Source organism: Streptomyces sp. NPDC096176 (genome assembly GCF_044763255.1).
Lineage (GTDB): Bacteria > Actinomycetota > Actinomycetes > Streptomycetales > Streptomycetaceae > Streptomyces.
On record NZ_JBIWFV010000005.1, the window covers coordinates 155,577 to 175,752 of the forward strand.

Here is a 20,176-nt window from a genome sequence, read left to right on the forward strand (position 1 = left end):
ATCCTGCGGCTTCGAAGACGGTCACTGGCCGAAGCCCATCATGGTCTTCGTCTCCTGCTCCGCCTTGTCGTTGGGCGCGCTCACGCGACCGCTGGCGATGAAGAACCGCCCGTCCGCGTAGGCCATCTTCGGGGAGTAGAAGGAGTTCTCGACCTCGGCGGTCGAGGCGGGGTGCTGAAGCAGCACCTTCGGCGCACCGCCCGTCGGCGCGACCGTGGCGACACCGCCACCCGTGTTGTACGTCGGCTGCATGTAGACGAGGACGTTGCCGTTCTCCATGCGCAGCGGGGTCATCTTGCGCTCCCCGCCTGCCGGCGCACGCCACTTCTCCTTGCCGCTGTTCAGGTCGAAGGCGACGAGTTCGTTGGCCTTGCCGTACTCGGTCTCGGTGGCCATGTAGAAGTTGTTGGCGTCCGCGGTGAGGCCGGAGCAGCCCTCGAGGTTCTGGCCGAAGACGACAAAGGAACCGCCGCAGCGGGGCTGGAACTTGTCGTTCTTGCCGCCCGAGATCTGCGAGCGCAGCTTGCCGTTGTCCGTGAGCGCGAGAATCGACCACTTCTTCTCCGGCTCACGCTGGGTGATGGAGATGACCAACGGGCTGACGGAGTAGACCTTGTCGACCTCCCAGCCCTCGGGCGTGTTGTACGTCCACTTGGGCTTGCCGCTGGTCGGGTCGATCTCCTGGAGCTGGTGCTTGGGCTTGTCGTAGTCGTCCGTCGGGCAACTCGCACCGGCGAGCAGCTTGGGTCCGCCGGCGAACGCGAACGGCTCGCAGCCGCTGCTCGGCTTGCCGAAGAGCTGCTTCCCGTCGGTCATCGAGAAGCCGTACGAGTTGCCGGTGCCGCCGACCGCCAGCGTGTCGCCGCTGATGGCGAGCGTGAAGTCGGAGAGCGAGCTGAACGCGCCGGACGCCTTCGGGATCGGCTTCTTCCAGCCGGCCTTGCCGGTCTTCAGATCGATCATCTGAAGGTCGTTGCACTTGGCCCTGTCGGTGAGGCCGTCCTTGACACCGATGACGATCTTGCTGTCGGCGGAGATCTGCGCCGGAGCGGAGCACACCTCGGCGGGGAGCGGCACGCTCCACTTCTTCTTGCCGTCGACCACCGAGTAACCGGCGACCTCGCGGTACATGGCCTTGACGACCGTGTCGCCCGCCACCCACGGCCCGAAGACGTCGGCGCCGTTGCGCGGCAGGTCGACGTCGTTCTTCGTCAGGAAGAGAACCTTGGCCTCGCCGTCCTTGCGCCCGGCGTTGAGGTCGTCGTTGCCCTCACGGCCGGTGCCGCTGCCGTCGCCCTGGTCGACGGTGGCGGAGCCGGTCGGCTTCGGGTCGTCGCTGGACTTGCTGACGCTCGGCTTGTCTTCCTTGTCGTCGCCGCTCAGGGCGAACCAGGTGCCGCCGCCGATGACGAGCAGCGCTGCGGCGGCCGAGGCGACGATGATGCCGGGCTTGCCCTTGAAGAAGTTCCCCGAGCCACCGCCGGTCCCGGGAGCCGGCGCCCCCGGGTACTGCGGCTGCGTCGGGTAACCGCCGTAGGGGCCGGGCTGGTTGTACGGGCCGGGCGGCTGGTTGTACGGACCCGGCTGGCCGGGGGGCTGCTGGGGGTAGCCGTAACCGGGCTGCGGCGCGGGAGGCGCCCCCTGCGGGTATCCGTAGCCGGGCGGCGTCATGGGCGGCTGCCCCTGAGGCGGTCCCTGCGGCGGAGCGGGCGGCATCTGCGGCGGCTGCGCGGGTGGCTGAGGCTGCTGAGAAGCGCCCTGCTGATGATCCTGCGGGGCTCCGAAGCCCGGCTGCGGCGGTTGCTGGCTGGGCGGCTGAGTCATCAGCGCCTCCCCCTTTTCGTACGGTCTGCTGCCCGGCCGTACTCCCCCGCTCCGGTTCCGGCCGGCAAGTTGCCCCGGAGTGGAGTGAATCGGACAAGGATTCCGTTGTTCTACGTCAGTCGAGCGGGCCTTCTTTGTATCACCCACGACGCACGCGGAGCGGGCCGGTCCTCCCCTGTTCCCAAGGGAGGACCGGCCCGTGATGGGGTTGTTACTCGCTCTGCACGGCTTCTCTACGCGGCTGTTCCCGCGGTCCGGTCAGGCGTCTTCCGCCAACTCGAGCCAGCGCATCTCCAACTCGTCACGCTCTCCGGCGAGTTCACGCAGCTTCGCGTCCAGTTCGGCCACCTTCGCGAAGTCTGTTGCGTTGTCGGCGATTTGAGTGTGCAGCTTGCTCTCCCGGTCGGAGAGCTTGTCGAGCTGCCGCTCGATCCGCTGCAGCTCCTTCTTGGCCGCGCGGACATCGGCGGCCGACTTCTCCTTGACCGCGGCGGCCTGTGCGGGCGGCGGCGTCGGGGCGGCTGCCTCGACCATCCGCGCCCGGCGCTCCAGGTACTCGTCGATGCCGCGCGGCAGCATCCGCAGCGTGCCGTCGCCGAGCAGCGCGAACGTACGGTCCGTGGTCCGCTCGAGGAAGAACCGGTCGTGGGAGATGACCACCATGGTGCCGGGCCAGCCGTCGAGGAGGTCCTCCAGCTGGGTCAGAGTCTCGATGTCGAGGTCGTTGGTGGGCTCGTCGAGGAACAGGACGTTCGGCTCGTCCATCAGCAGGCGCAGCAGCTGGAGCCGGCGCCGCTCACCGCCGGACAGGTCGCCGAGAGGCGTCCACTGCTTCTCCTTGCCGAAGCCGAACTGCTCGCACAGCTGGCCCGCGGTCATCTCGCGGCCCTTGCCGAGGTCGACCCGTTCGCGGATCTGCTGGACTGCTTCCAGCACCCGCAGGGTCGGCGGCAGTTCGGTGACGTCCTGCGAGAGGTACGCGAGCCGTACGGTCCTGCCGACGACGACCCGGCCCGCCACGGGCTGCTCGTCGCCCTGGGAGACGGCGGCGGAGGCAAGCGTGCGCAGCAGCGAGGTCTTGCCGGCGCCGTTCACGCCGACCAGGCCGAGCCGGTCGCCGGGGCCGAGCTGCCAGGTCAGATGCTTCAGCAGCACCTTGGGCCCGGCCTGGACCGTCACGTCCTCGAGGTCGAAGACGGTCTTGCCGAGGCGGGCGGAGGCGAACTTCATCAGCTCGGACGTGTCACGCGGCGGCGGCACGTCGGCGATCAGCTCGTTCGCCGCCTCGATGCGGTAGCGAGGCTTGGACGTACGGGCCGGGGCGCCGCGCCGCAGCCATGCCAGCTCCTTGCGCATCAGGTTCTGCCGCTTGCTCTCCTCGGTCGCCGCGATCCGCTCCCGCTCGGCCCGGGCGAACACGTAGTCGGAGTAGCCGCCCTCGTACTCGTACACCGCGCCGCGCTGCACGTCCCACATGCGGGTGCAGACCTGGTCGAGGAACCAGCGGTCGTGGGTGACGCAGACGAGCGCGGAGCGACGGGCCTGCAGATGCCTCGCCAGCCAGGCGATGCCTTCGACGTCGAGGTGGTTGGTGGGCTCGTCGAGGACGAGCAGGTCCTGGTCGGCGATCAGCAGCTGGGCGAGGGCGATACGCCGGCGCTCACCGCCGGACAGCGGCCCGATGACCGTGTCGAGCCCCTGCGGGAACCCGGACAGGTCGAGGCCGTCGAAGAGCCCGGTCAGCACGTCCCGGATCTTGGCGTTGCCCGCCCATTCGTGGTCCGCGAGGTCTCCGATGACCTCGTGCCGGATGGTCGCCTCGGGGTCGAGGGAGTCGTGCTGCGTGAGCACGCCGAGCCGCAGGCCGCCGCTCTGGGTGACCCGCCCGGTGTCGGGCTCCTCCAGCTTGGCGAGCATACGAATGAGGGTGGTCTTGCCGTCGCCGTTGCGGCCGACGACACCGACGCGGTCCCCCTCGGAGACGCCGAGGGAGACGCCGTCGAGCAGGGCGCGTGTTCCGTACACCTTGCTGACTGCCTCGACATTGACCAGGTTGACGGCCATTACTCTCCTGACGGGGGGAACGATCGACCTCCCAGCCTACTTGTCGGGCACGATGCCCCGGCCCGCCCGTTCCACCAGCAGCCAGCCGCCCAGCGCCATGGCCACCGCGGCGGGGGCGCTGACCTGCACGGCGATCAGCGTGGCCGTGCGTCCTTCGAGCAGCCCGCCGAAGCCGACCATGGACAGACCGAGGATGCCGAACAGGCAGAGCGTGATCCCGACGGCGGCGATCGGCCCGGTGCCCGGCACGGGCGCGGCCGCGGCGCCCGCCGGCCGCTCGAAGCCGCGGAAGACGGCGACGAGCAGCGCCGTGAGCCCCGCCGCGGCGGCGATGCGCAACGGCATCTGCGCCCACCAGCTGCCCGTCGCGGGCTCCGGCAGGGTGATACCGGTCGCGATCATGGCCCCGTAGATCCCCAGCATGGCCGTCAGATGCCACAGGAAAGCGGTCATGGCGATCCCGTTGGCAGCCACGACACCCCGCCAGACGCGCGGACGGCTCACCAGGGCCGCGCCCCGCCCCTTGAACAGCTCCACGGCGCCGACCAGCCACAGCCCGTGGCAGAGCAGGGCCAGCGTCGGGGGGGCCATGTTCGAGACCTTCTCGCCGGGCATGCCGACCATGGACAGCGGATACGGCCCGAGGGCGACGAGCGCGGCGGCCGCGGCGAGACCGGCCCCCGCGAGTGCGGCGGGCGCCCGGATGCGCCCGTCGGCTCGCAGGAAGCCGAGCTGGTGGACGGCGAGCCAGACGAAGGCGAAGTTCAGGAACTCCACAAAGGGAACGCCGGCGGCGAAGCGCAGCACGTCCACGGCGACGGCAGCGCCGAGAAGCGCGCCGAAGGCGGCCCACCCGTAGCGCTCGTGCAGCTTCAGCAGCGGCGGCGTGAACGCGACCATGGCGAGATAGATCCCGATGAACCACAGCGGCTGTGTCACGAGCCGCAACGCGACCCCGGTCATTCCGCCGCCCCCGCCGAGCAGTTGCACGACGAGCGCGGCCGTGCCCCAGACGAGCACGAAGGCCATCGTGGGCCGCAGCAGCCGCCGCAGCCGGGCACGCAGGAACACGGAGTACACGGACCGGTCCGGGTGCTTGCGTCGCAGCGAACGGTACGAGAGGGCGTGCGAGAACCCGCCGACGAAGAAGAACACGGGCATGATCTGCAGCGCCCAGGTGAGCAGTTGCAGCTCGGGCACGACGGCGAGCAGGTTCCCGACGCCGTCGTCGGTGACGGCGGCCATCAGCCAGTGGCCGGCGACGACGGTCCCGAGCGAGACCACCCGCAGCAGGTCGATGTACCGGTCCCGGGTATCGGGTGTGAGGTCGGCGAGCTCACGAGCGCTTGTTCCCATGCGAGTACGGTGCCGCGGGACCCGGGGCCGGCGGGAGGGCGCTCGTACTCACCTGCGCGCTGAGTACACGGCGCCCACGTTCAGCCCGCGACCACCGTCGCGCCCGCCGCAGGCGCCCCCGCGACCCGCGCCGTGCGGCACGTCCCCGACGCCGTCAGCGCCGCCGCGACCGCCCGCGCCGACTCCTCGTCCTTCGTCAGGAACGCCGTCGTCGGGCCCGAGCCCGAGACGAGGGAGGCGAGCGCCCCGGCCGCGACACCCACGGACAGCGTGTCCGCGAGCGAGGGGCGCAGGGACAGGGCCGCGGGCTGGAGGTCGTTCGACAGCGCGTCGGCCAGCGCGAGGACGTCTCCCGTGCGCAGTGCTTCCAGCAGCAGGGCGGAGGCCACCGGCTCCGGGACGCGCACGCCCTCGTTCATCCGGTCGAACTCGCGGTACACGGCGGGTGTCGAGAGTCCTCCGTCCGCCACGGCGAACACCCAGTGGAAGCTCCCGCCGACCTCCAGCTCCACCAGCTGCTCGCCGCGTCCCGTGCCCAGCGCCGCCCGGCCCACCAGGCTGAACGGCACGTCGCTGCCCAACTCGGCGCAGATGGCAAGCAGTTCGGCCCGTGAGGAGCGAAGGCCCCACAGCTCGTCGCACGCCAGCAGCGCGCCCGCACCGTCCGCGCTGCCGCCCGCCATGCCGCCGGCGACCGGAATGTCCTTGGCTATGTGGATGTGCACGTCGGGCGAGATGCCGTGCCGTGACGCCAACAGCTCGGCGGCGCGCGCGGCCAGATTGGTACGGTCCAGGGGCACCTGCCCGGCGTCCGGCCCGGAGCAGGTGATCGTCAGCGACGGCGCGGGGCGCACCGTCACCTCGTCGTACAGCCCCACCGCGAGGAAGACGTTGGCGAGGTCGTGGAATCCGTCGGGGCGCGCCCCGCCGACCGCCAGTTGCACATTGACCTTGGCCGGCACCCGTACGGTCACGCTCTCGCGCGCACCCTCCCGGCCCTCCCCAGCACTCACTTCTTCGCCTCCGCGATCCGTGCGAACTCCTCCACCGTCAGCGACTCGCCCCGCGCCTGCGGCGACACGCCTGCCGCGACCAGCGCCTCCTCCGCCGCGGCCGGCGAGCCGGCCCATCCGGCGAGCGCCGCGCGCAGGGTCTTGCGCCGCTGTGCGAAGGCCGCGTCGACGACCGCGAAGACCTCTGCCTTGGAGGCCGTCGTCGCCACCGGTTGCGCCCGCCGGACCAGTGACACGAGCCCCGAGTCCACGTTCGGCGCGGGCCAGAACACGTTGCGGCCGATCGCGCCGGCCCGCTTGACCTCGGTGTACCAGTTGGCCTTCACGGAGGGGACTCCGTACACCTTGTTGCCGGGCTTCGCCGCGAGCCGGTCGGCGACCTCGGCCTGGACCATGACCAGGGTCCGCTCGATGGTGGGGAAGCGGTCGAGCATGTGCAGCAGCACCGGCACGGCGACGTTGTACGGCAGGTTCGCCACGAGCGCGGTCGGCGGCGGTCCGGGAAGCTCCCGCACGTGCATCGCGTCCGAGTGCACCAGTGAGAAGCGCGCGGCTCGCTCGGGCAACCGCGCGGCGACCGTCGTGGGCAGGGCCGCGGCGAGCACGTCGTCGATCTCGACCGCGACGACGCTGTCCGCCGCCTCCAGCAGCCCGAGGGTCAGCGACCCGAGGCCGGGGCCGATCTCGACGACGACGTCGTCCGGCTTCACCTCCGCGGTGCGGACGATCCGGCGGACCGTGTTGGCGTCGATGACGAAGTTCTGGCCACGCTGTTTGGTGGGCCGTACGCCCAGCGCGGCGGCCAGCTCGCGGATGTCGGCGGGGCCGAGGAGTGCGTCGGGATCAGTGGTGCTCACCGATACAGCCTACGGCCGCAGTGCGGCCACGGACTCGCCCCCCGCTGCACATAGAGCTTCTTCGCCCGGTACGTCTGTTCCTCCGCGGGGGCGTCCTGCGGGCGGCCGGTGCCGCCGAGCGCGCGCCAGGTGCCGGTGTCGAACTGGTAGAGGCCGCCGTAGTTGCCCGAAGGGTCGACGGCGCCGGGCCGTCCGCCGGACTCGCAGTGGGCGAGGGCGGCCCAGTCCAGGCCGTCGGCGCCGCGCACCGAGGACGGCAGTTGCCGGGTGCCCACCCTCACCTGCTCGGTGACGGGCTCGCGCACCACTTCCTCGGAGATCCGCCGCGGCTTCTGGCGGACGCCGTTGACCGTTCGCAACGCGTAGACGACCCGGCGCACGCCGGGGGCTCCTTGCCGTACGACGACCTCGGTGCCGGCGAAGAGCGCCGCGTCCCTGGTCTTCTCCACGGAGAAGACGATCGGCTCCTCGCGTACTTCCCGGGTGTCGCTGATCCGCATGACGGTGATGGTCTGGCCGTCGCGCGGGAAGCCGGTGGGCGGTACGGAGGTGGTGTCCTGGCCACGCAGCACGATCCCCGCCTCGCCCAGTGCCTCGTGCACCGTGGCGGCGTTGGTGCGGATGGTGCGCTCGCGGCCGTCGGCCATGAAGGTCACGGCCCGCTCCGTCCGCACGTCCAGGACCAGCCCGGTGCGGGGGATCGCGGCGGAGCGCGGGACGGACAGATGCGCGCCCTCGGCACGGACCCCGAGGCCCCGCAGGGCTTCCTCGACGGTGCGGGCCGTCGTCCAGACGCGCTCGCGACGGCCGTCGAGGGTGAGCGTCAGCGGCCTGCCGTGGCTGACGACGATCTCGTCGCCGCTGTCGACGGCCGCGTTCGGGCCGGGGGCGACGACATCGTGCGCACCGACGTCGAGCCCTTCGTCGTCGAGGAGTTCGCGTACGTCGTCGGCGAAGGTGTGCATCGTCTTCGGTACGCCGTCGACGGTGAGGCGGACCGCCTTGTCGGCGGCGACGAAGGCGGACGTCCCGCCGGCGAGGAACGCGACGACAAGCGCTTGGGGCACGAGCCGCCGCAGGGTCTCCGGCCGCTCGGCGGGCTTCCGCCGACGCGCGGCCCGCCGCGCCTGCCCCCGCCCGCCCGCGCCGCCGTCCGCGCCTGTGTCGGTGGCCGTGTCCGCTCCGGGGGACTGCCGCGGCAGCGGCGGCCGGCCCGGGCCGGTGGGGCGCAGATCCACGTACGGCAGGGTGGGCGCCTGCGCCACGGCCTGTTGATGGTGCAGCGGTGCCGCCCGGCCGGCGTCGGCGCCCAGGTGCACGTACGGAAGGGTGGGCGCATACGCCGCCGCGAGCCGCGCGGCCACGACCGTGGGCTCGCCGGCGCCCCCGTGAACGGGAGCGACCGGGGGCCGTACCGAGGGCGGCGCCGCGTCCGAGGCGCTGTCGGTGACGGCCGGCGCCGGTCGCGTGGACGCGCGATGCCCGCCGCGCGTCGCGCGGTGACTGCCCTGCGAATTACCCACGCTCACGACGCTCCGTAAGGTCCGGTAGCCAAGTGGAATCGGACAGTAGCGGAGCAGTCGTCACTCTCCAAAGCGACGCGAACACTCTGCGTCGCCGAGCGGAGGGCTCACCCCGATCCGGTCAGTAACCGAACGCGCGGGCGGTATTGGCCGCGATCGCCGCGGCCATGGTGTCCTCGTCCACCCCTCTGACCCCCGCCATCGCGCGCAGCGTCACCGGAATCAGATACGGCGCGTTGGGCCGTCCGCGGTAGGGCGCCGGCGTCAGAAAGGGCGCGTCGGTTTCCACGAGCACCAGTTCGGCGGGCGCCACCGCGAGTGCGGCGCGCAGCGGTTGCGCGTTCTTGAAGGTCACGTTTCCCGCGAAGGACATGAAGTAGCCCGCGGCCGCGCACACTTGTGCCATTTCCGCGTCGCCGGAGTAGCAGTGGAAGACCGTTCGCTCGGGCGCGCCTTCCTCGGCGAGAATCCGCAGCACGTCCGCATGCGCCTCACGGTCGTGAATGACGAGCGCCTTGCCGCGCCGTTTCGCGATCTCGATGTGGGCACGGAAAGAACGCTCCTGCGCCGCAATCCCCTCGGGGCCCGTTCGGAAGTAGTCGAGACCGGTCTCGCCGACGGCCTTGACCTCGTCGAGGGCGGCCAGCCGGTCGATCTCCGCGAGGGCGTCGTCGAGTGCGGCGTCCCCGCCCGCCTCCCTGGCGCCCAGCCGTGACCCCCCTCCCCCGGCCCCAGGGGCCTGGGAGGTGCCCCCAAGATCTCCAAGCACGATCCGCGGAGCCTCGTTCGGATGGAGGGCCACCGCGGCGTGCACCTCGCGGTGCGCGGCGGCCGTCTCCGCGGCCCATCGGGAGCCCTTGATGTCGCAGCCGACCTGGACGACGGTGGTCACACCGACCGCGGCGGCCCGGGCGAGGGCCTCCTCGACGGTGCCGTCCTGCATGTCCAGATGGGTGTGCGAGTCGGCGACCTCGACACCGAGCGGTTCGGGCAGCGGCGGCGGTGCGGACTTCGAACTCATGGGCGCGATCCTACGAGTCCCGCGCAGAGGCCCGCGCCCATGGGCCCACCGCAGTGACTACTTGCGGTGCTGGAAGGGGTGCAGCAGGTCGGACAGGTGCCAGGGGCGCGACTCGCCCTGGGCGCCCTCGCTCGCCGGGGTGTCCGCCGCGGCCGTCGCGGCTCCGGCCGTCTCCCGGGCGGGCTGCCGCTCGCCCGGCACCGGCCCACCGGATGCGACGGGCGCCCCGGAGGGCGTGGTCGCCCCTTCCAGTTGCGCCATCATGTTCTGCACCGAGGAGACCCGCCCCGCCCGCATGATCCGCACGACGTGTCCGCCGCAGTTGAGGCATGTCGGACTGGACAGCGGTGACGGAACACGCCGACCGTCCGTCTTGTAGACGATGAATTCCTGACCCGACGTGTCGACGTGGTGCTCGATCTCGTAGGACTGTTCCCACCCGTGCCCGCAACGCATGCAGGCGAAGGAATATGCCTCATGAACCTTGGCGGTGCCTGTGGTCTCACTCATGCCGGCTGCTCCTCTCCACCGAACCAGTGGACGCCCTTTTCGGCGGGAGCGCATCAGCGCCTGTCGAGTCTTTGGTCCTTCCATACGAAAAGAGGGCAGGACACGGTCTGCGCTTTGCCTATTTACGATATCCCTTTACCCTCACCCGACGCCGGTCGAGCCGCATTCTTTGCCGCCACGACGGCATCGAACACCTCCCGTTTGGGAAGGCCCGCCTCCGCGGCGACAGCGGCGATGGCCTCCTTGCGCCGCTCCCCCGACTCCTCGCGCACCCGCACCCGCCGCACCAGCTCGTCCGCACCGAGATCCTCGGGACCGGTCTCCGGCGCGCCCTCCACGACGACGGTGATCTCGCCGCGCACGCCCTCGGCCGCCCAGGCCGCCAGCTCCCCGAGGCCCCCGCGCTTCACTTCCTCGTATGTCTTGGTCAGCTCGCGGCACACCGCGGCCCTGCGGTCGGCGCCGAAGACCTCGGCCATGGCGGCGAGCGTGTCGTCGAGCCGGTGCGGGGCCTCGAAGTAGACGAGGGTGCGCCGCTCCCCCACGACCTCGCGGAGCCGGCCCAGCCGCTCCCCTGCCTTGCGCGGCAGGAAGCCCTCGAAGCAGAACCGGTCCACGGGCAGGCCGGACAGCGCCAGCGCGGTCAGCACGGCCGACGGCCCCGGCACCGCGGTGACCTTGATGCCCTCCTCCACCGCGGCGGCGACCAGCCGGTAGCCGGGGTCGGAGACGGACGGCATGCCCGCGTCGGTGACCAGCAGCACCCGCGCCCCGCCCGCCAGCGCCTCCACCAGCTCCGGCGTGCGGGCGGCCTCATTGCCCTCGAAGTAGGAGACGACCCGGCCGCTCGTGTGCACGCCGAGCGCCTGGGTGAGGCGGCGCAGACGGCGCGTGTCCTCGGCGGCGACGATGTCGGCGCCCTGAAGTTCGGCGGCGAGGCGGGGCGGCGCGTCCGCCACATCGCCGATGGGGGTCCCTGCGAGTACCAGCGTTCCAGTCACAGTGGCCATCCTCCCAGCCCCAGGAGCACCAACCGCACAGCCGTGTTCCTTACGATGGCGCGGTGACCAGTACCGCGCCACAGCCCCTGCGGGGCAAGGACGACGCCGAACAGCAGCCGCCCGGTTGGGAGAACCGGCTGCGCCGATTCGGCTATACGCCCCGGCCCGTGATCGGCCTGCGGGACCGCCTTGTGCCGCCGTACACGCGGCCGTCGGAGCGGCTGTGGCCCGTGTTCGGCATCCGCCGGAGTGATGTGGAGCCGCTGCTGAAGATCGCCTCATGGGGCGGGCCGCTGCTGGTCGCACTGGTCGCGGGGCTGCTGCGGTTCTGGAAACTCGGCGAGCCGAAGGCGGTGATATTCGACGAGACGTACTACGCCAAGGACGCATGGGCCCTGGTCAACCAGGGGTACGAGGGCAGCTGGCCCAAGAACATCGACAAGTCGATCCTCAACGATCCGTCCGCCGTCACCGTCCCCACCGACCCCGGTTACGTGGTGCACCCGCCGGTCGGCAAATGGGTCATCGGCCTCGGCGAGAAGATGATCGACTTCTCGCCCTTCGGCTGGCGGTTCATGGTCGCCGTGCTCGGCACGCTGTCGGTGCTGATGCTCTGCCGCATCGGACGCCGGCTGTTCCGCTCGACGTTCCTCGGCTGTCTCGCCGGCCTGCTGCTGGCGGTGGACGGCCTGCACTTCGTGATGAGCCGCACGGCGCTGCTCGACCTGGTGCTGATGTTCTTCGTGCTGGCCGCGTTCGGCGCGCTGGTCCTCGACCGCGACTGGTCACGGCGCAGACTCGCGGCGGCGCTCCCCGAGGACGAGGGCGGCGTACTGCGGCCCGACGCGTGGGTCGCGCAGACACTGCGACTCGGCTGGCGGCCGTGGCGGCTGACGGCCGGCTTGATGCTGGGGCTGGCGGCCGGCACCAAGTGGAACGGGCTGTTCGTGATGGCCGCGTTCTGTGTGATGAGCGTGCTGTGGGACGTGGGCTCGCGGCGCACGGCGGGTGCGGTGCGGCCGTACCTCGCGGTCCTGAAGAAGGACCTGGTGCCCGCGTTCGTGTCGACCGTCCCCGTGGCGATCGTCACGTACATCGCCTCGTGGACCGGCTGGATCGTCACCGACAAGGGCTACTACCGGAACTGGGCGAGCTCGGAGGGCGGCAGGAACAGCGACTGGAGCTGGCTCTTCCCCGACTGGTGGCGCAGCCTCTGGCACTACGAGAACCAGGTCTACGACTTCCACGTCAACCTGACCTCCGGACACACCTACGAGTCCAACGCGTGGAGCTGGCTGGTGCTGGGCCGCCCGGTCTCCTACTACTACGAGGACCCGGAGCCGGGCGTCGCCGGCTGCCCGGAGGACGCCGCCGAAAAGTGCGCCGCCGAAGTCCTGGCGCTCGGCACGCCGCTCCTGTGGTGGGCCGCCTGCTTCGCCATCTGCTACGTCGCGTGGCGCTGGCTGTTCCGCCGCGACTGGCGCGCCGGTGCGATCCTGTGCGCGATCCTGGCGGGCTGGGTGCCGTGGCTGCACTACCAGGAGCGGACGATCTTCCTCTTCTACGCGGTCGTGTTCGTCCCGTTCCTGTGTCTGGCCGTCGCGATGATGATCGGCGCGATCCTCGGCCCACCGGGCTCCGACGAACGCCGCCGCGCGGTCGGCGCCATCGGAGCGGGCGTGCTGGTACTGCTGATCATCTGGAACTTCATCTACTTCTGGCCCATCTACACGGGCACCCCGATCCCGCTGGACGAGTGGCGCAACCGGATGTGGCTGGACACCTGGGTGTAGCTGCAGCGAGGACGGACTCGACCTCGAGAGGTCTCGAGCCCGTCGTCGGTGTCGGCGGTCATCGGGGGTCGGCTACGACCACCCCTGGACGGCCCGGACACGGCCCGACGACCAGGGTCTGTCCGGCGGATCTCGCCGGGCCCGCGCGCCGGAAGCGGCTGGAATCTCCCCCAGGGGGAGCTCCTACCGTCCTGACCGACCGCACAGGTGATGCTTCGAAAGAGGTCTGTCATGACGACGTTTCTGCTGGTCCCGGGGCTTTTCATGGGTGGCTGGGCCTGGGAGGCGGTAGCCGCCGAGCTGACCGCGCAAGGGCACCGGCCGCATCCGGTCACCTTGCCCGGCATGGCCGAGCGGGCGGGGGAGGGCCCCGCCGGCGTCGGGCTGGGCGAGCACACCGACGCCGTGACGGCGCTGCTCGACGCCGAGGGCCCGGGGGTTGTGCTGGTGGCGCACAGCTACGGCATCTTCCCCGCCCTGGCGGCGGCCGACCGGCGCCCCGGACAGGTCGCCCGGGTGGTGTTCGTGGACACCGGCTTCCCGGAGCCGGGTGAGTCGGTGGTGGCGCAGATGCCGCAGCTCGGCCTGCTGGACCGCGCCCTCGGCGGCGTCATCCCGGTGCCCGAGGAGATCCCGGCGGTGCACGCCGTCCCGCCGGCCGAGCTGGAGCGCTACCACCGCCTGGCCACCCCGCATCCGGTCCGGACCGTCACCGAGCCGATCGAACTGACCGGCGCCTGGCTCAAGCTCCCCACCACCGGGGTGTTCTGCCTCGCGAACGGCCTCAGCCTGGAGTTCGCCCGTACGCTGCACGGCACCGGCCTGCCGCGGTTCACCAAGCTCGCCGAGCCCGGAGTCACCTTCTTCGAACTGGCCACCGGCCACTACCCGATGCTCTCCACCCCGGTGGATCTGGCCGACGTCCTGGTGCGCGCGGCGGCCGGCGAGGGCGTCGGCCTGTACGAGGACTGACCGTGCGCCGGCCAGGTGCTGACGAGCGTCATGGTCACCCGCTTCGGGCGGGGCCGGTGCTCCCACGTATGCGCTGTGCGTTACCCCCACACACGCCCCAGCCACGAGCGACCGCAAGGCATCGGCCGTCCGGATCACGGATCCCCACCCCGACACCTGACGCGGCCGCAACACCATGCCGCCCGTTCCCGCCCGTACCGGCGGCGATGACAGATGCCAGGACGACGCCGTCGGCCCGACCGGTCCCACGAGCCCGACCGGGGCGAAAGGAGCGACAGGCGCGACCGGTCGCCACCACTGAGGTACCCGCAGAAGAGCTACGTGTCAGTCCGGCCACGACCGAGCCGGACACCTGGATGCAGGCGCTCTCAGGACGCACGAGCGACCGCGCGGCTCCGGTCCGGGTCGCCGGGCGCGGTCGGTCAGCCCGCCCTGAGCATCAGACCTATGCCCACGACCATCAGCGCTGCCGCCGCGATCCTGGGGGCGCCGAAGCGTTCCTTGAAGAACGCCGCCCCTATCGCCGCGCCCACGATGATCGACGACTCGCGCAGCGCCGCCACCGGGGCGAGCGGGGCGCGGGTCTGGGCCCAGAGGATCAGGCCGTACGCCGCCATGGACAGGGCGGCGCCGAGCAGGCCGCGGGCCGCGTACGGGCGCAGCTGGCCGAGCAGTTCGCCTCTGCGGGAGTACACCGCGTACGCGGGGATCAGGATGCCTTCGAGGATCATGAGCCACGCGATGTAGCCGATCGGTGTGCCGGCGGCGCGTACACCGAGGCCGTCGACCACCGTGTAGGCGGCGATCGACAGTCCGGTCGCGAGCGCGGCGAGGATGGCCGGCCAGTGGGGCCGGCTGCCCGAGCCCGCGGACTTCCGCCGTCCGAGCGGGAGGATGCCCCACAACGCGACCCCCACCAGACCGGCGGAGGCGAACACCACGCCGCCCAACTGCCAGCCGTTCAGCCGCTCGTCGACGAGGAACACCGCGGCGACCGTCACCACGAGCGGGGCCGTGCCGCGCGCTATCGGGTACATCTGGCCGAAGTCGCCGAGGCTGAACGACCGCATCAGCAGCACCTGGTAGCCGACGTGCAGCAGCGCGGAGGCTATGAGGTACGGCCAGGCGCCCGCCGCCGGCAGCGGGACGAACGGCGCGATCAGCGCGCCGAGGACCGCGGCTCCGCCGCCGATCAGCGTGAACGCGACAAGCTGGTCCTTGACGGCGTGCGCGATGGCGTTCCAGCCGGCGTGGGTGACCGCGGCGGCGAGGACCGCCGCGGCGACCAGCGGCGTCACGCCGTGCGCTCGCGGACGTCCACCGGAGTGCCCCCCGCGTGGGCGACCAGAGTCTTGGGGTCGAGCGGGAACACCGAGTGCGGCGTACCGGCCGCGGCCCACACGATGTCGTGGTCGAGCAGCCCCCGGTCGGCGAGCACCCTCGTCCGGGTGCGGTGGCCGAACGGCGGTACGCCCCCGATCGCGTATCCGGTCGTCTCACGGACCAGGTCGGCGTCGGCGCGCCCGACCGACTCAGCGCCGAACTCCTGCCGTACCCGCTCGACGTCCACCCGCGACCCGCCGTCCATCAGGACCAGGACCGGCACGCCGTCCGCCTGGAAGATCAGCGACTTCACGATCTCGCCGACCTCGCAGCCGATCACGGCCGCCGACTGCGCGGCGATGGAGGCACCTCCCGTGCCCTTGGGGCTACGGGGGAGTGTGGCGTCCGGGAAGCGGCGTACCGGGACGTCGAGACCGAGCTCGCGCAGAGCCTCGGCGAAACGGGGGTGGGCGTCGGCGGTGGCGTGAGTGCTCATGGCCCGCACGCTAGCGGTAGCTGTACGGGCCATGCGACGTGTTTCGACGCGGGGGCGTCAGCGTGCGTTCAGCACCGATGCCACCACCGGACCGGCCGCGTCGGCACCGTGGCCGCCGGAGTCGACGACCGCCGCCGCGGCGAGGTCGTCGGCGTATCCGGTGAACCAGCTGTTGGAGTCGCCCTGCCCGTCGACCTCGGCGGATCCGGTCTTGGCGCCCTTGGCCCCGCCGACCGAGGCCATGGCGCCGGCGGCCGTGCCCTCGCCCGTCGCCGCGGCGGCCATCAACTGGCGCAGGATGCCCGCCATCGACCCGGGAAGCGGTGTGGCGCGGGCCAGTTGGCGGTCGTCCAGGGACTGCGGCACGATCACCGGCTGGCGGAAAACGCCGCCCTTCACGGTCGCGGCGATGGAGGCGACGTTGAGGGCGTTCATCTGGATCCTGCCCTGGCCGATGTAGGAGGCGGCGGTCTCGGACCCCGTCGAGGCGGGCACCGACCCGTCCCGGGTCACGACCCCGGTCTGCCACTCCTCACCGATGCCGAAGTACTTCCGCGCGGTGTCGCCCAGGGCGTTGCCCGCGTCTGCGCCGAGCGGCTTGACCGGCTTGATGAAGCTGGTGTTGCAGGAGCGTGCGAACGCCCGCTTGAGCGTCGTGTTGCCGAGCGAGAAGTCCTCGAGATTGTGGAATGTGCGCTCCCAGTCGACGGTCGCCGGGCACTCGACGGGCGAGTTCGGCCCGTTCGCCAGTCCCTTGTCGAGCATCATCGCCGCAGTCACGATCTTCATCGTGGAGCCGGGCGCCTGGGCGCCCTGGAGCGCGGTGTTGAACTCGGTCACCGGATTGTTGGCCACCGCTCTGATCCGGCCGGTACTGGGCTCGATCGCGACCACCGAGGCCTTGCTGTACTTCTTCACCGCCTTCTCCGCGGCAGCCTGGGCCCCCGCGTCCAGGTACGTCTGGAGCGTGCCCTCCTTGCCCTTGGTGAGCGTGAGCAGGGTCTGGTCCGGCACGTTCGCGTCGGTCGAGGTGATCGCCAGCTCGATGCCCGGAGTGCCGCCGGCCTTGTCGCCGTACTTCTCGCGCAGTGTGCCGAGGACCGGCCCCAGGGAGGGATACTTCTCCGCCGTCAGCTCCACGCCGTCCTTGTCGACCGCCTTGATGGGCGGGGCGGCGGCCTCGGCCGTCACCAGCGACGTGCCCTTGGTGAGCTTCGGGTGGACGACGGAAGGCTGCCAGTCGACCAGCGCCTTCCCGGTCGTCAGCCCGCGCACCACGGTCAGTTCGGAGGAGTAGGACCACGGCTTGCCGGCCCCCTCGTACGACACCGTCGCCTCGACCGTGAACGGCACCTTCGCACCCACCGCCACGCCGGGCTTGATCACGGCCTTGGTGACGTGCGCCTGCTGGCTGTATCCGCTCAACAGCGGCTCCGCCTCGGCGGCGTTGTTGGTCAGTTGGGCCGCTTCGGGGCCCTTGCCCTCGGCCCAGGCGGTGAGGAAGTCCTTGGCGGTCTCCTCGATCTCGTCCGTGCTCGGCGGGCCGGTCTCCCTGGGCCCGGAGTCGGACTTGGTGCTCGCGTTCGTGTCCCCGCCCGATCCGGTCAGCCCGTTGTACAGGTTGTAGCCCCCGTAGCCGACGCCACCGGCGACCACGGCGAACACGCCGCCGACGATGGCGACCTTCGCTCCGCTGCGCATGACTGCAGCCCCCCTCCCCAGAGTGCGCGCCTTGAACACGTTCAAGACACAGGTCGCTCGGCACTCTACGGGACATGAGTGGCCGGTGCGCCGGTTGTTATACGAACGCGACTGCGGGCACGCGTCTTGGCCGAAGGCGGCACGTCGAAGTCCGGCACGCCGACGGCTCACCCGTCCTGTGCGCCCTGGTCCGCCTCGTCCGCGAGCATCCGCTGGAAACCCGTGTTCACCGCGAGCAGCCCGCCGTCCACGCGCAGGGTCGTGCCCGTGACCCAGGAGGCGTCACGGGAGGCGAGGAACGCGACCGCCGCCGCGATGTCCTCGGGCTCGCCGACGCGGCCAAGGGGATAGACGCCGCTCAGGACCTCGAGACTGTCCTGCCTGCCGTCCCACGACGGGGTGCGGACCGTGCCCGGCGTGACCTGGTTGACGCGGACGCCCCTGGCCGCCGCGTCGCCCGCCAGGGTGCGGGTGAGGGACACCAGACCGGCTTTGGCCGCGCTGTAGGCGTGGTTGCCGAAGTCCTGTTCGCCGTTGACCGAACCGATGTTGACGATCGCGCCCCGACCGTGCGCTGCGAGATGCGGCATCGCCGCACGGGCGCAACGGAACGCGCCCGTCAGCGAGATGTCCAGGTCCCGGCTCCAGGCGTCGTCGGGCTGGTCCTCGATCAGGGGAGTGTCCGGGCTGCACGAGAACGCGTTGTTCACGAGGACGTCCAGGGTGCCGAAGCGCTCCACGGCACAGGCGACGGCGGCCTCGACCGACGCCCGGTCACCGACGTCGCAGTGACAGGAAGCGGCACCCTCGATGGTGGCCGCGGTCCGCTGGGCGGCCTCCGCGTCGATGTCGGTCACCAGGACCCGCGCGCCTTCGGACGCCAGCCTGCGTGCCGTCGCCTCGCCGATGCCGCGCGCCGCGCCCGTGATCAGTACGCCGTAGCCCTCGAATCGCCTCATAGGGCCGAACGTACCGCCCTGATCAGTGCCTGGGCGCGTGGATCGGCGGTGACGCCCCTGCGCATGCCGTTGGTCGTGTAGCCGAACGCGACGCCCGACTCGGGGTCGGCGAAGCCGAGGGAGCCGCCGCGTCCGGGGTGGCCGAACGAGCCGGGACCCAGCAGCGGCGACGAGGGGCCGTGCAGCATGAAGCCGAGACCGAAGCGGGTGGAGACGACCAGGATGCGGTCGGGCCCTGCCGACTCCTCGGTCCGGGCGAGGGTGAGGGTGGCCGGGGCGAAGAGCCGGGGGCCGCCGTCGACCTCGCCGATGGTCGCGGCATAGAAACGGGCGAGTGCGCGGGCGGTGGATATGCCGTTGGATGCAGGCAGTTCGGCAGCGCGGTAGGCGGCATCGTTCTCGTCGGGCATCGGGTCGATGGCCTCGAAGGCGCGGCGGGTGAGCGACTCGGGGTCGCGGTAAGCCTCGGCCACGGAGCGCTTGGGCCGCAGCTTGAGGCCACCGCCCTGCGCGGTCTCGGGCTCCGTCACCGGGCCGATCCGGCCGACGCGGTGGGCCTCGTCCCTGGGCAGTCCTATCCAGAGGTCGAGGCCGAGCGGGCGGGCGATCTCCTCGGCGACCCAGCGGCCCATGGTGCGCCCGGTGACCCGGTGGACCAGTGCGCCGAGGAGCCAGCTGTAGGTCTGCGCGTGGTAGCCGTGGTCGGTGCCCGGTTCCCAGGCCGGCGCCTGAGCGGCCAGCGCGGACGGTCCGCTCGCGCCGTCCTCGGCCTCGGCAGGGGTGAGCGGACGGTCGAGCACCGGCAGCCCCGCGCGGTGCGACAGCAGGTGGCGCACGAGTACGCGCTCCTTGCCCGCGGCCTTGAACTCGGGCCAGTAGGTGCCGACCGGTGCGTCCAGGTCGATCTGGCCCCGCTGGTGGAGTACGAGGACGACGGCGGCGGCGACGCCCTTGGTCGCCGAGCGCACGACCTGTGCGGTGTCGACGGCCCAGGGATCGCGCCCGTCGACGTCGCGCGTACCGGCCCACAGGTCGACGACCTTGCGCCCGTGCCGGTAGACGGCAACGGCGGCACCGCGCTCACCGCGCTGCTGGAAGTTGCGTACGAAGGCGTCCTCGACCGCTTCGAAACCGTCCGCCACCGTGCCCCGGACGTCCATCACGTCTGCTCCTTCGCTGCCGCCCATCCCCCCATGGTGCAACGTGCCGCGGACAGCCAGGACCGCGGGTCGGCCGGGGCCGGCGGCCTCAGCTCAACTCAGCACGATCGAGACGTCGATGTTGTCGCGGGTGGCGTTCGAGTACGGGCAGACCTGGTGGGCGGCGCCCACGAGCCGTGTGGCGAGGTCCTGGTCGACGAGTGGCAACGAGACGTTGAGCGCGACCGCGAGTCCGTATCCCCCGGACCCGTTGGGGCCGATGCCGACCTTGGCGGCGACCGTCGAGCCGGTGAGGTCCAGTCCGGCGCGGCGTCCGACGAGCACGAGGGCGTTGTGGAAGCAGGAGCTGTAGCCGGCCGCGAAGAGCTGCTCCGGGTTGGTGCCGCGGCCGTCGCCGCCGAGCGCGGGCGGCATGGCCAGGCGCAGCTCGATCTGGCCGTCATGACTGGTCACATAGCCGTCGCGACCGCCGTGGGCGGTGGCCTCCGCCACGTACATGATTTTTGTCGGGCGGGTGCCGACCGTGTCGACCTGTTCGCTCATGATGCGTCCCGTGGTGCGTGCGCCGGTGGCATTTACATCGCGCACAACGTATCGGAACGA

General features: G+C 71.5%; 17 protein-coding genes. 2 read left to right on the forward strand and 15 right to left on the reverse strand.

Annotated features, from left to right (window positions below):
- Window positions 1-21 precede the first annotated feature (21 nt).
- The 9 genes from ACIQ7Q_RS15450 to rsmI all read right to left on the reverse strand — a co-directional run bounded on the left by ACIQ7Q_RS15450 (window position 22) and on the right by rsmI (window position 11,169).
- Entirely contained in the window at window positions 22-1,824 is a 1,803-nt protein-coding gene (locus ACIQ7Q_RS15450) for a PQQ-binding-like beta-propeller repeat protein (RefSeq protein WP_403860956.1), read from the reverse strand.
- 258 nt (window positions 1,825-2,082) lie between these two features.
- The gene (locus ACIQ7Q_RS15455; RefSeq protein WP_403860959.1) at window positions 2,083-3,888 is read right to left on the reverse strand and encodes an ABC-F family ATP-binding cassette domain-containing protein; all 1,806 of its coding nucleotides are present in this window, start codon (window positions 3,886-3,888) and stop codon (window positions 2,083-2,085) included.
- 36 nt (window positions 3,889-3,924) lie between these two features.
- Entirely contained in the window at window positions 3,925-5,244 is a 1,320-nt protein-coding gene (locus ACIQ7Q_RS15460) for an acyltransferase (RefSeq protein WP_403860962.1), read from the reverse strand.
- An 80-nt stretch (window positions 5,245-5,324) separates the two neighbouring features.
- Window positions 5,325-6,257 (reverse strand): 4-(cytidine 5'-diphospho)-2-C-methyl-D-erythritol kinase, encoded by a 933-nt coding sequence (locus tag ACIQ7Q_RS15465; protein ID WP_403860964.1) that lies wholly within the window; start codon window positions 6,255-6,257, stop codon window positions 5,325-5,327.
- Window positions 6,254-7,114: a 16S rRNA (adenine(1518)-N(6)/adenine(1519)-N(6))-dimethyltransferase RsmA gene (gene rsmA, locus ACIQ7Q_RS15470; RefSeq protein ID WP_403860967.1), complete on the reverse strand. Its 861-nt coding sequence runs from the start codon at window positions 7,112-7,114 to the stop codon at window positions 6,254-6,256. The genes ACIQ7Q_RS15465 and rsmA overlap by 4 nt, the downstream gene beginning before the upstream one ends.
- Window positions 7,111-8,316 (reverse strand): ubiquitin-like domain-containing protein, encoded by a 1,206-nt coding sequence (locus ACIQ7Q_RS15475; protein WP_403862127.1) that lies wholly within the window; start codon window positions 8,314-8,316, stop codon window positions 7,111-7,113. The genes rsmA and ACIQ7Q_RS15475 overlap by 4 nt, the downstream gene beginning before the upstream one ends.
- A 442-nt stretch (window positions 8,317-8,758) precedes the next feature.
- Complete coding sequence (locus ACIQ7Q_RS15480) at window positions 8,759-9,658, reverse strand: TatD family hydrolase (RefSeq protein ID WP_403860970.1); 900 nt, start codon at window positions 9,656-9,658, stop codon at window positions 8,759-8,761.
- Window positions 9,659-9,715: 57 nt separating this feature from the next.
- On the reverse strand, window positions 9,716-10,168 hold the full coding sequence (locus ACIQ7Q_RS15485) for a hypothetical protein (RefSeq protein ID WP_403860973.1): 453 nt from the start codon (window positions 10,166-10,168) through the stop codon (window positions 9,716-9,718).
- 122 nt (window positions 10,169-10,290) lie between these two features.
- Window positions 10,291-11,169, reverse strand: a complete 879-nt coding sequence (rsmI, locus tag ACIQ7Q_RS15490; RefSeq protein ID WP_403860976.1) for a 16S rRNA (cytidine(1402)-2'-O)-methyltransferase — start codon at window positions 11,167-11,169, stop codon at window positions 10,291-10,293.
- Between the two features lie 62 nt (window positions 11,170-11,231).
- Here rsmI and ACIQ7Q_RS15495 point away from each other — a divergent pair, with 62 nt between their 5' ends.
- Window positions 11,232-12,962, forward strand: a complete 1,731-nt coding sequence (locus tag ACIQ7Q_RS15495) for a dolichyl-phosphate-mannose--protein mannosyltransferase (RefSeq protein ID WP_403860979.1) — start codon at window positions 11,232-11,234, stop codon at window positions 12,960-12,962.
- Between the two features lie 231 nt (window positions 12,963-13,193).
- Complete coding sequence (locus tag ACIQ7Q_RS15500) at window positions 13,194-13,934, forward strand: alpha/beta fold hydrolase (RefSeq protein WP_403860982.1); 741 nt, start codon at window positions 13,194-13,196, stop codon at window positions 13,932-13,934.
- A gap of 422 nt (window positions 13,935-14,356) precedes the next feature.
- Here ACIQ7Q_RS15500 and ACIQ7Q_RS15505 read toward each other — a convergent pair whose 3' ends face one another.
- The 6 genes from ACIQ7Q_RS15505 to ACIQ7Q_RS15530 all read right to left on the reverse strand — a co-directional run bounded on the left by ACIQ7Q_RS15505 (window position 14,357) and on the right by ACIQ7Q_RS15530 (window position 20,116).
- Entirely contained in the window at window positions 14,357-15,232 is an 876-nt protein-coding gene (locus ACIQ7Q_RS15505; protein ID WP_403860985.1) for an EamA family transporter, read from the reverse strand.
- Window positions 15,229-15,753 carry a YbaK/EbsC family protein gene (locus ACIQ7Q_RS15510; protein WP_403860988.1) on the reverse strand — a complete coding sequence of 175 codons (525 nt, stop codon included), beginning with the start codon at window positions 15,751-15,753 and terminating at the stop codon, window positions 15,229-15,231. The genes ACIQ7Q_RS15505 and ACIQ7Q_RS15510 overlap by 4 nt, the downstream gene beginning before the upstream one ends.
- Window positions 15,754-15,810: 57 nt before the next feature.
- Complete coding sequence (locus tag ACIQ7Q_RS15515) at window positions 15,811-17,454, reverse strand: penicillin-binding transpeptidase domain-containing protein (RefSeq protein ID WP_403860991.1); 1,644 nt, start codon at window positions 17,452-17,454, stop codon at window positions 15,811-15,813.
- A gap of 167 nt (window positions 17,455-17,621) precedes the next feature.
- On the reverse strand, window positions 17,622-18,413 hold the full coding sequence (locus ACIQ7Q_RS15520) for an SDR family NAD(P)-dependent oxidoreductase (RefSeq protein WP_403860994.1): 792 nt from the start codon (window positions 18,411-18,413) through the stop codon (window positions 17,622-17,624).
- Entirely contained in the window at window positions 18,410-19,573 is a 1,164-nt protein-coding gene (locus ACIQ7Q_RS15525; RefSeq protein ID WP_403862130.1) for a serine hydrolase domain-containing protein, read from the reverse strand. The genes ACIQ7Q_RS15520 and ACIQ7Q_RS15525 overlap by 4 nt, the downstream gene beginning before the upstream one ends.
- 93 nt (window positions 19,574-19,666) lie before the next feature.
- On the reverse strand, window positions 19,667-20,116 hold the full coding sequence (locus ACIQ7Q_RS15530; protein ID WP_403860997.1) for an organic hydroperoxide resistance protein: 450 nt from the start codon (window positions 20,114-20,116) through the stop codon (window positions 19,667-19,669).
- Window positions 20,117-20,176 lie beyond the last annotated feature (60 nt).

Bases quoted from the DNA above. Each gene is read 5' to 3' on its own strand.
- ACIQ7Q_RS15450 (WP_403860956.1), bottom strand. From the start codon at position 1,824: ATGACTCAGCCGCCCAGCCAGCAACCGCCGCAGCCGGGCTTCGGAGCC.
- ACIQ7Q_RS15480 (WP_403860970.1), bottom strand. From the start codon at position 9,658: ATGAGTTCGAAGTCCGCACCGCCGCCGCTGCCCGAACCGCTCGGTGTC.
- ACIQ7Q_RS15515 (WP_403860991.1), bottom strand. From the start codon at position 17,454: ATGCGCAGCGGAGCGAAGGTCGCCATCGTCGGCGGCGTGTTCGCCGTG.
- ACIQ7Q_RS15520 (WP_403860994.1), bottom strand. From the start codon at position 18,413: ATGAGGCGATTCGAGGGCTACGGCGTACTGATCACGGGCGCGGCGCGC.
- ACIQ7Q_RS15525 (WP_403862130.1), bottom strand. From the start codon at position 19,573: ATGGACGTCCGGGGCACGGTGGCGGACGGTTTCGAAGCGGTCGAGGAC.
- ACIQ7Q_RS15455 (WP_403860959.1), bottom strand. From the start codon at position 3,888: ATGGCCGTCAACCTGGTCAATGTCGAGGCAGTCAGCAAGGTGTACGGA.
- ACIQ7Q_RS15460 (WP_403860962.1), bottom strand. From the start codon at position 5,244: ATGGGAACAAGCGCTCGTGAGCTCGCCGACCTCACACCCGATACCCGG.
- ACIQ7Q_RS15485 (WP_403860973.1), bottom strand. From the start codon at position 10,168: ATGAGTGAGACCACAGGCACCGCCAAGGTTCATGAGGCATATTCCTTC.
- ACIQ7Q_RS15500 (WP_403860982.1), top strand. From the start codon at position 13,194: ATGACGACGTTTCTGCTGGTCCCGGGGCTTTTCATGGGTGGCTGGGCC.
- ACIQ7Q_RS15510 (WP_403860988.1), bottom strand. From the start codon at position 15,753: ATGAGCACTCACGCCACCGCCGACGCCCACCCCCGTTTCGCCGAGGCT.
- ACIQ7Q_RS15530 (WP_403860997.1), bottom strand. From the start codon at position 20,116: ATGAGCGAACAGGTCGACACGGTCGGCACCCGCCCGACAAAAATCATG.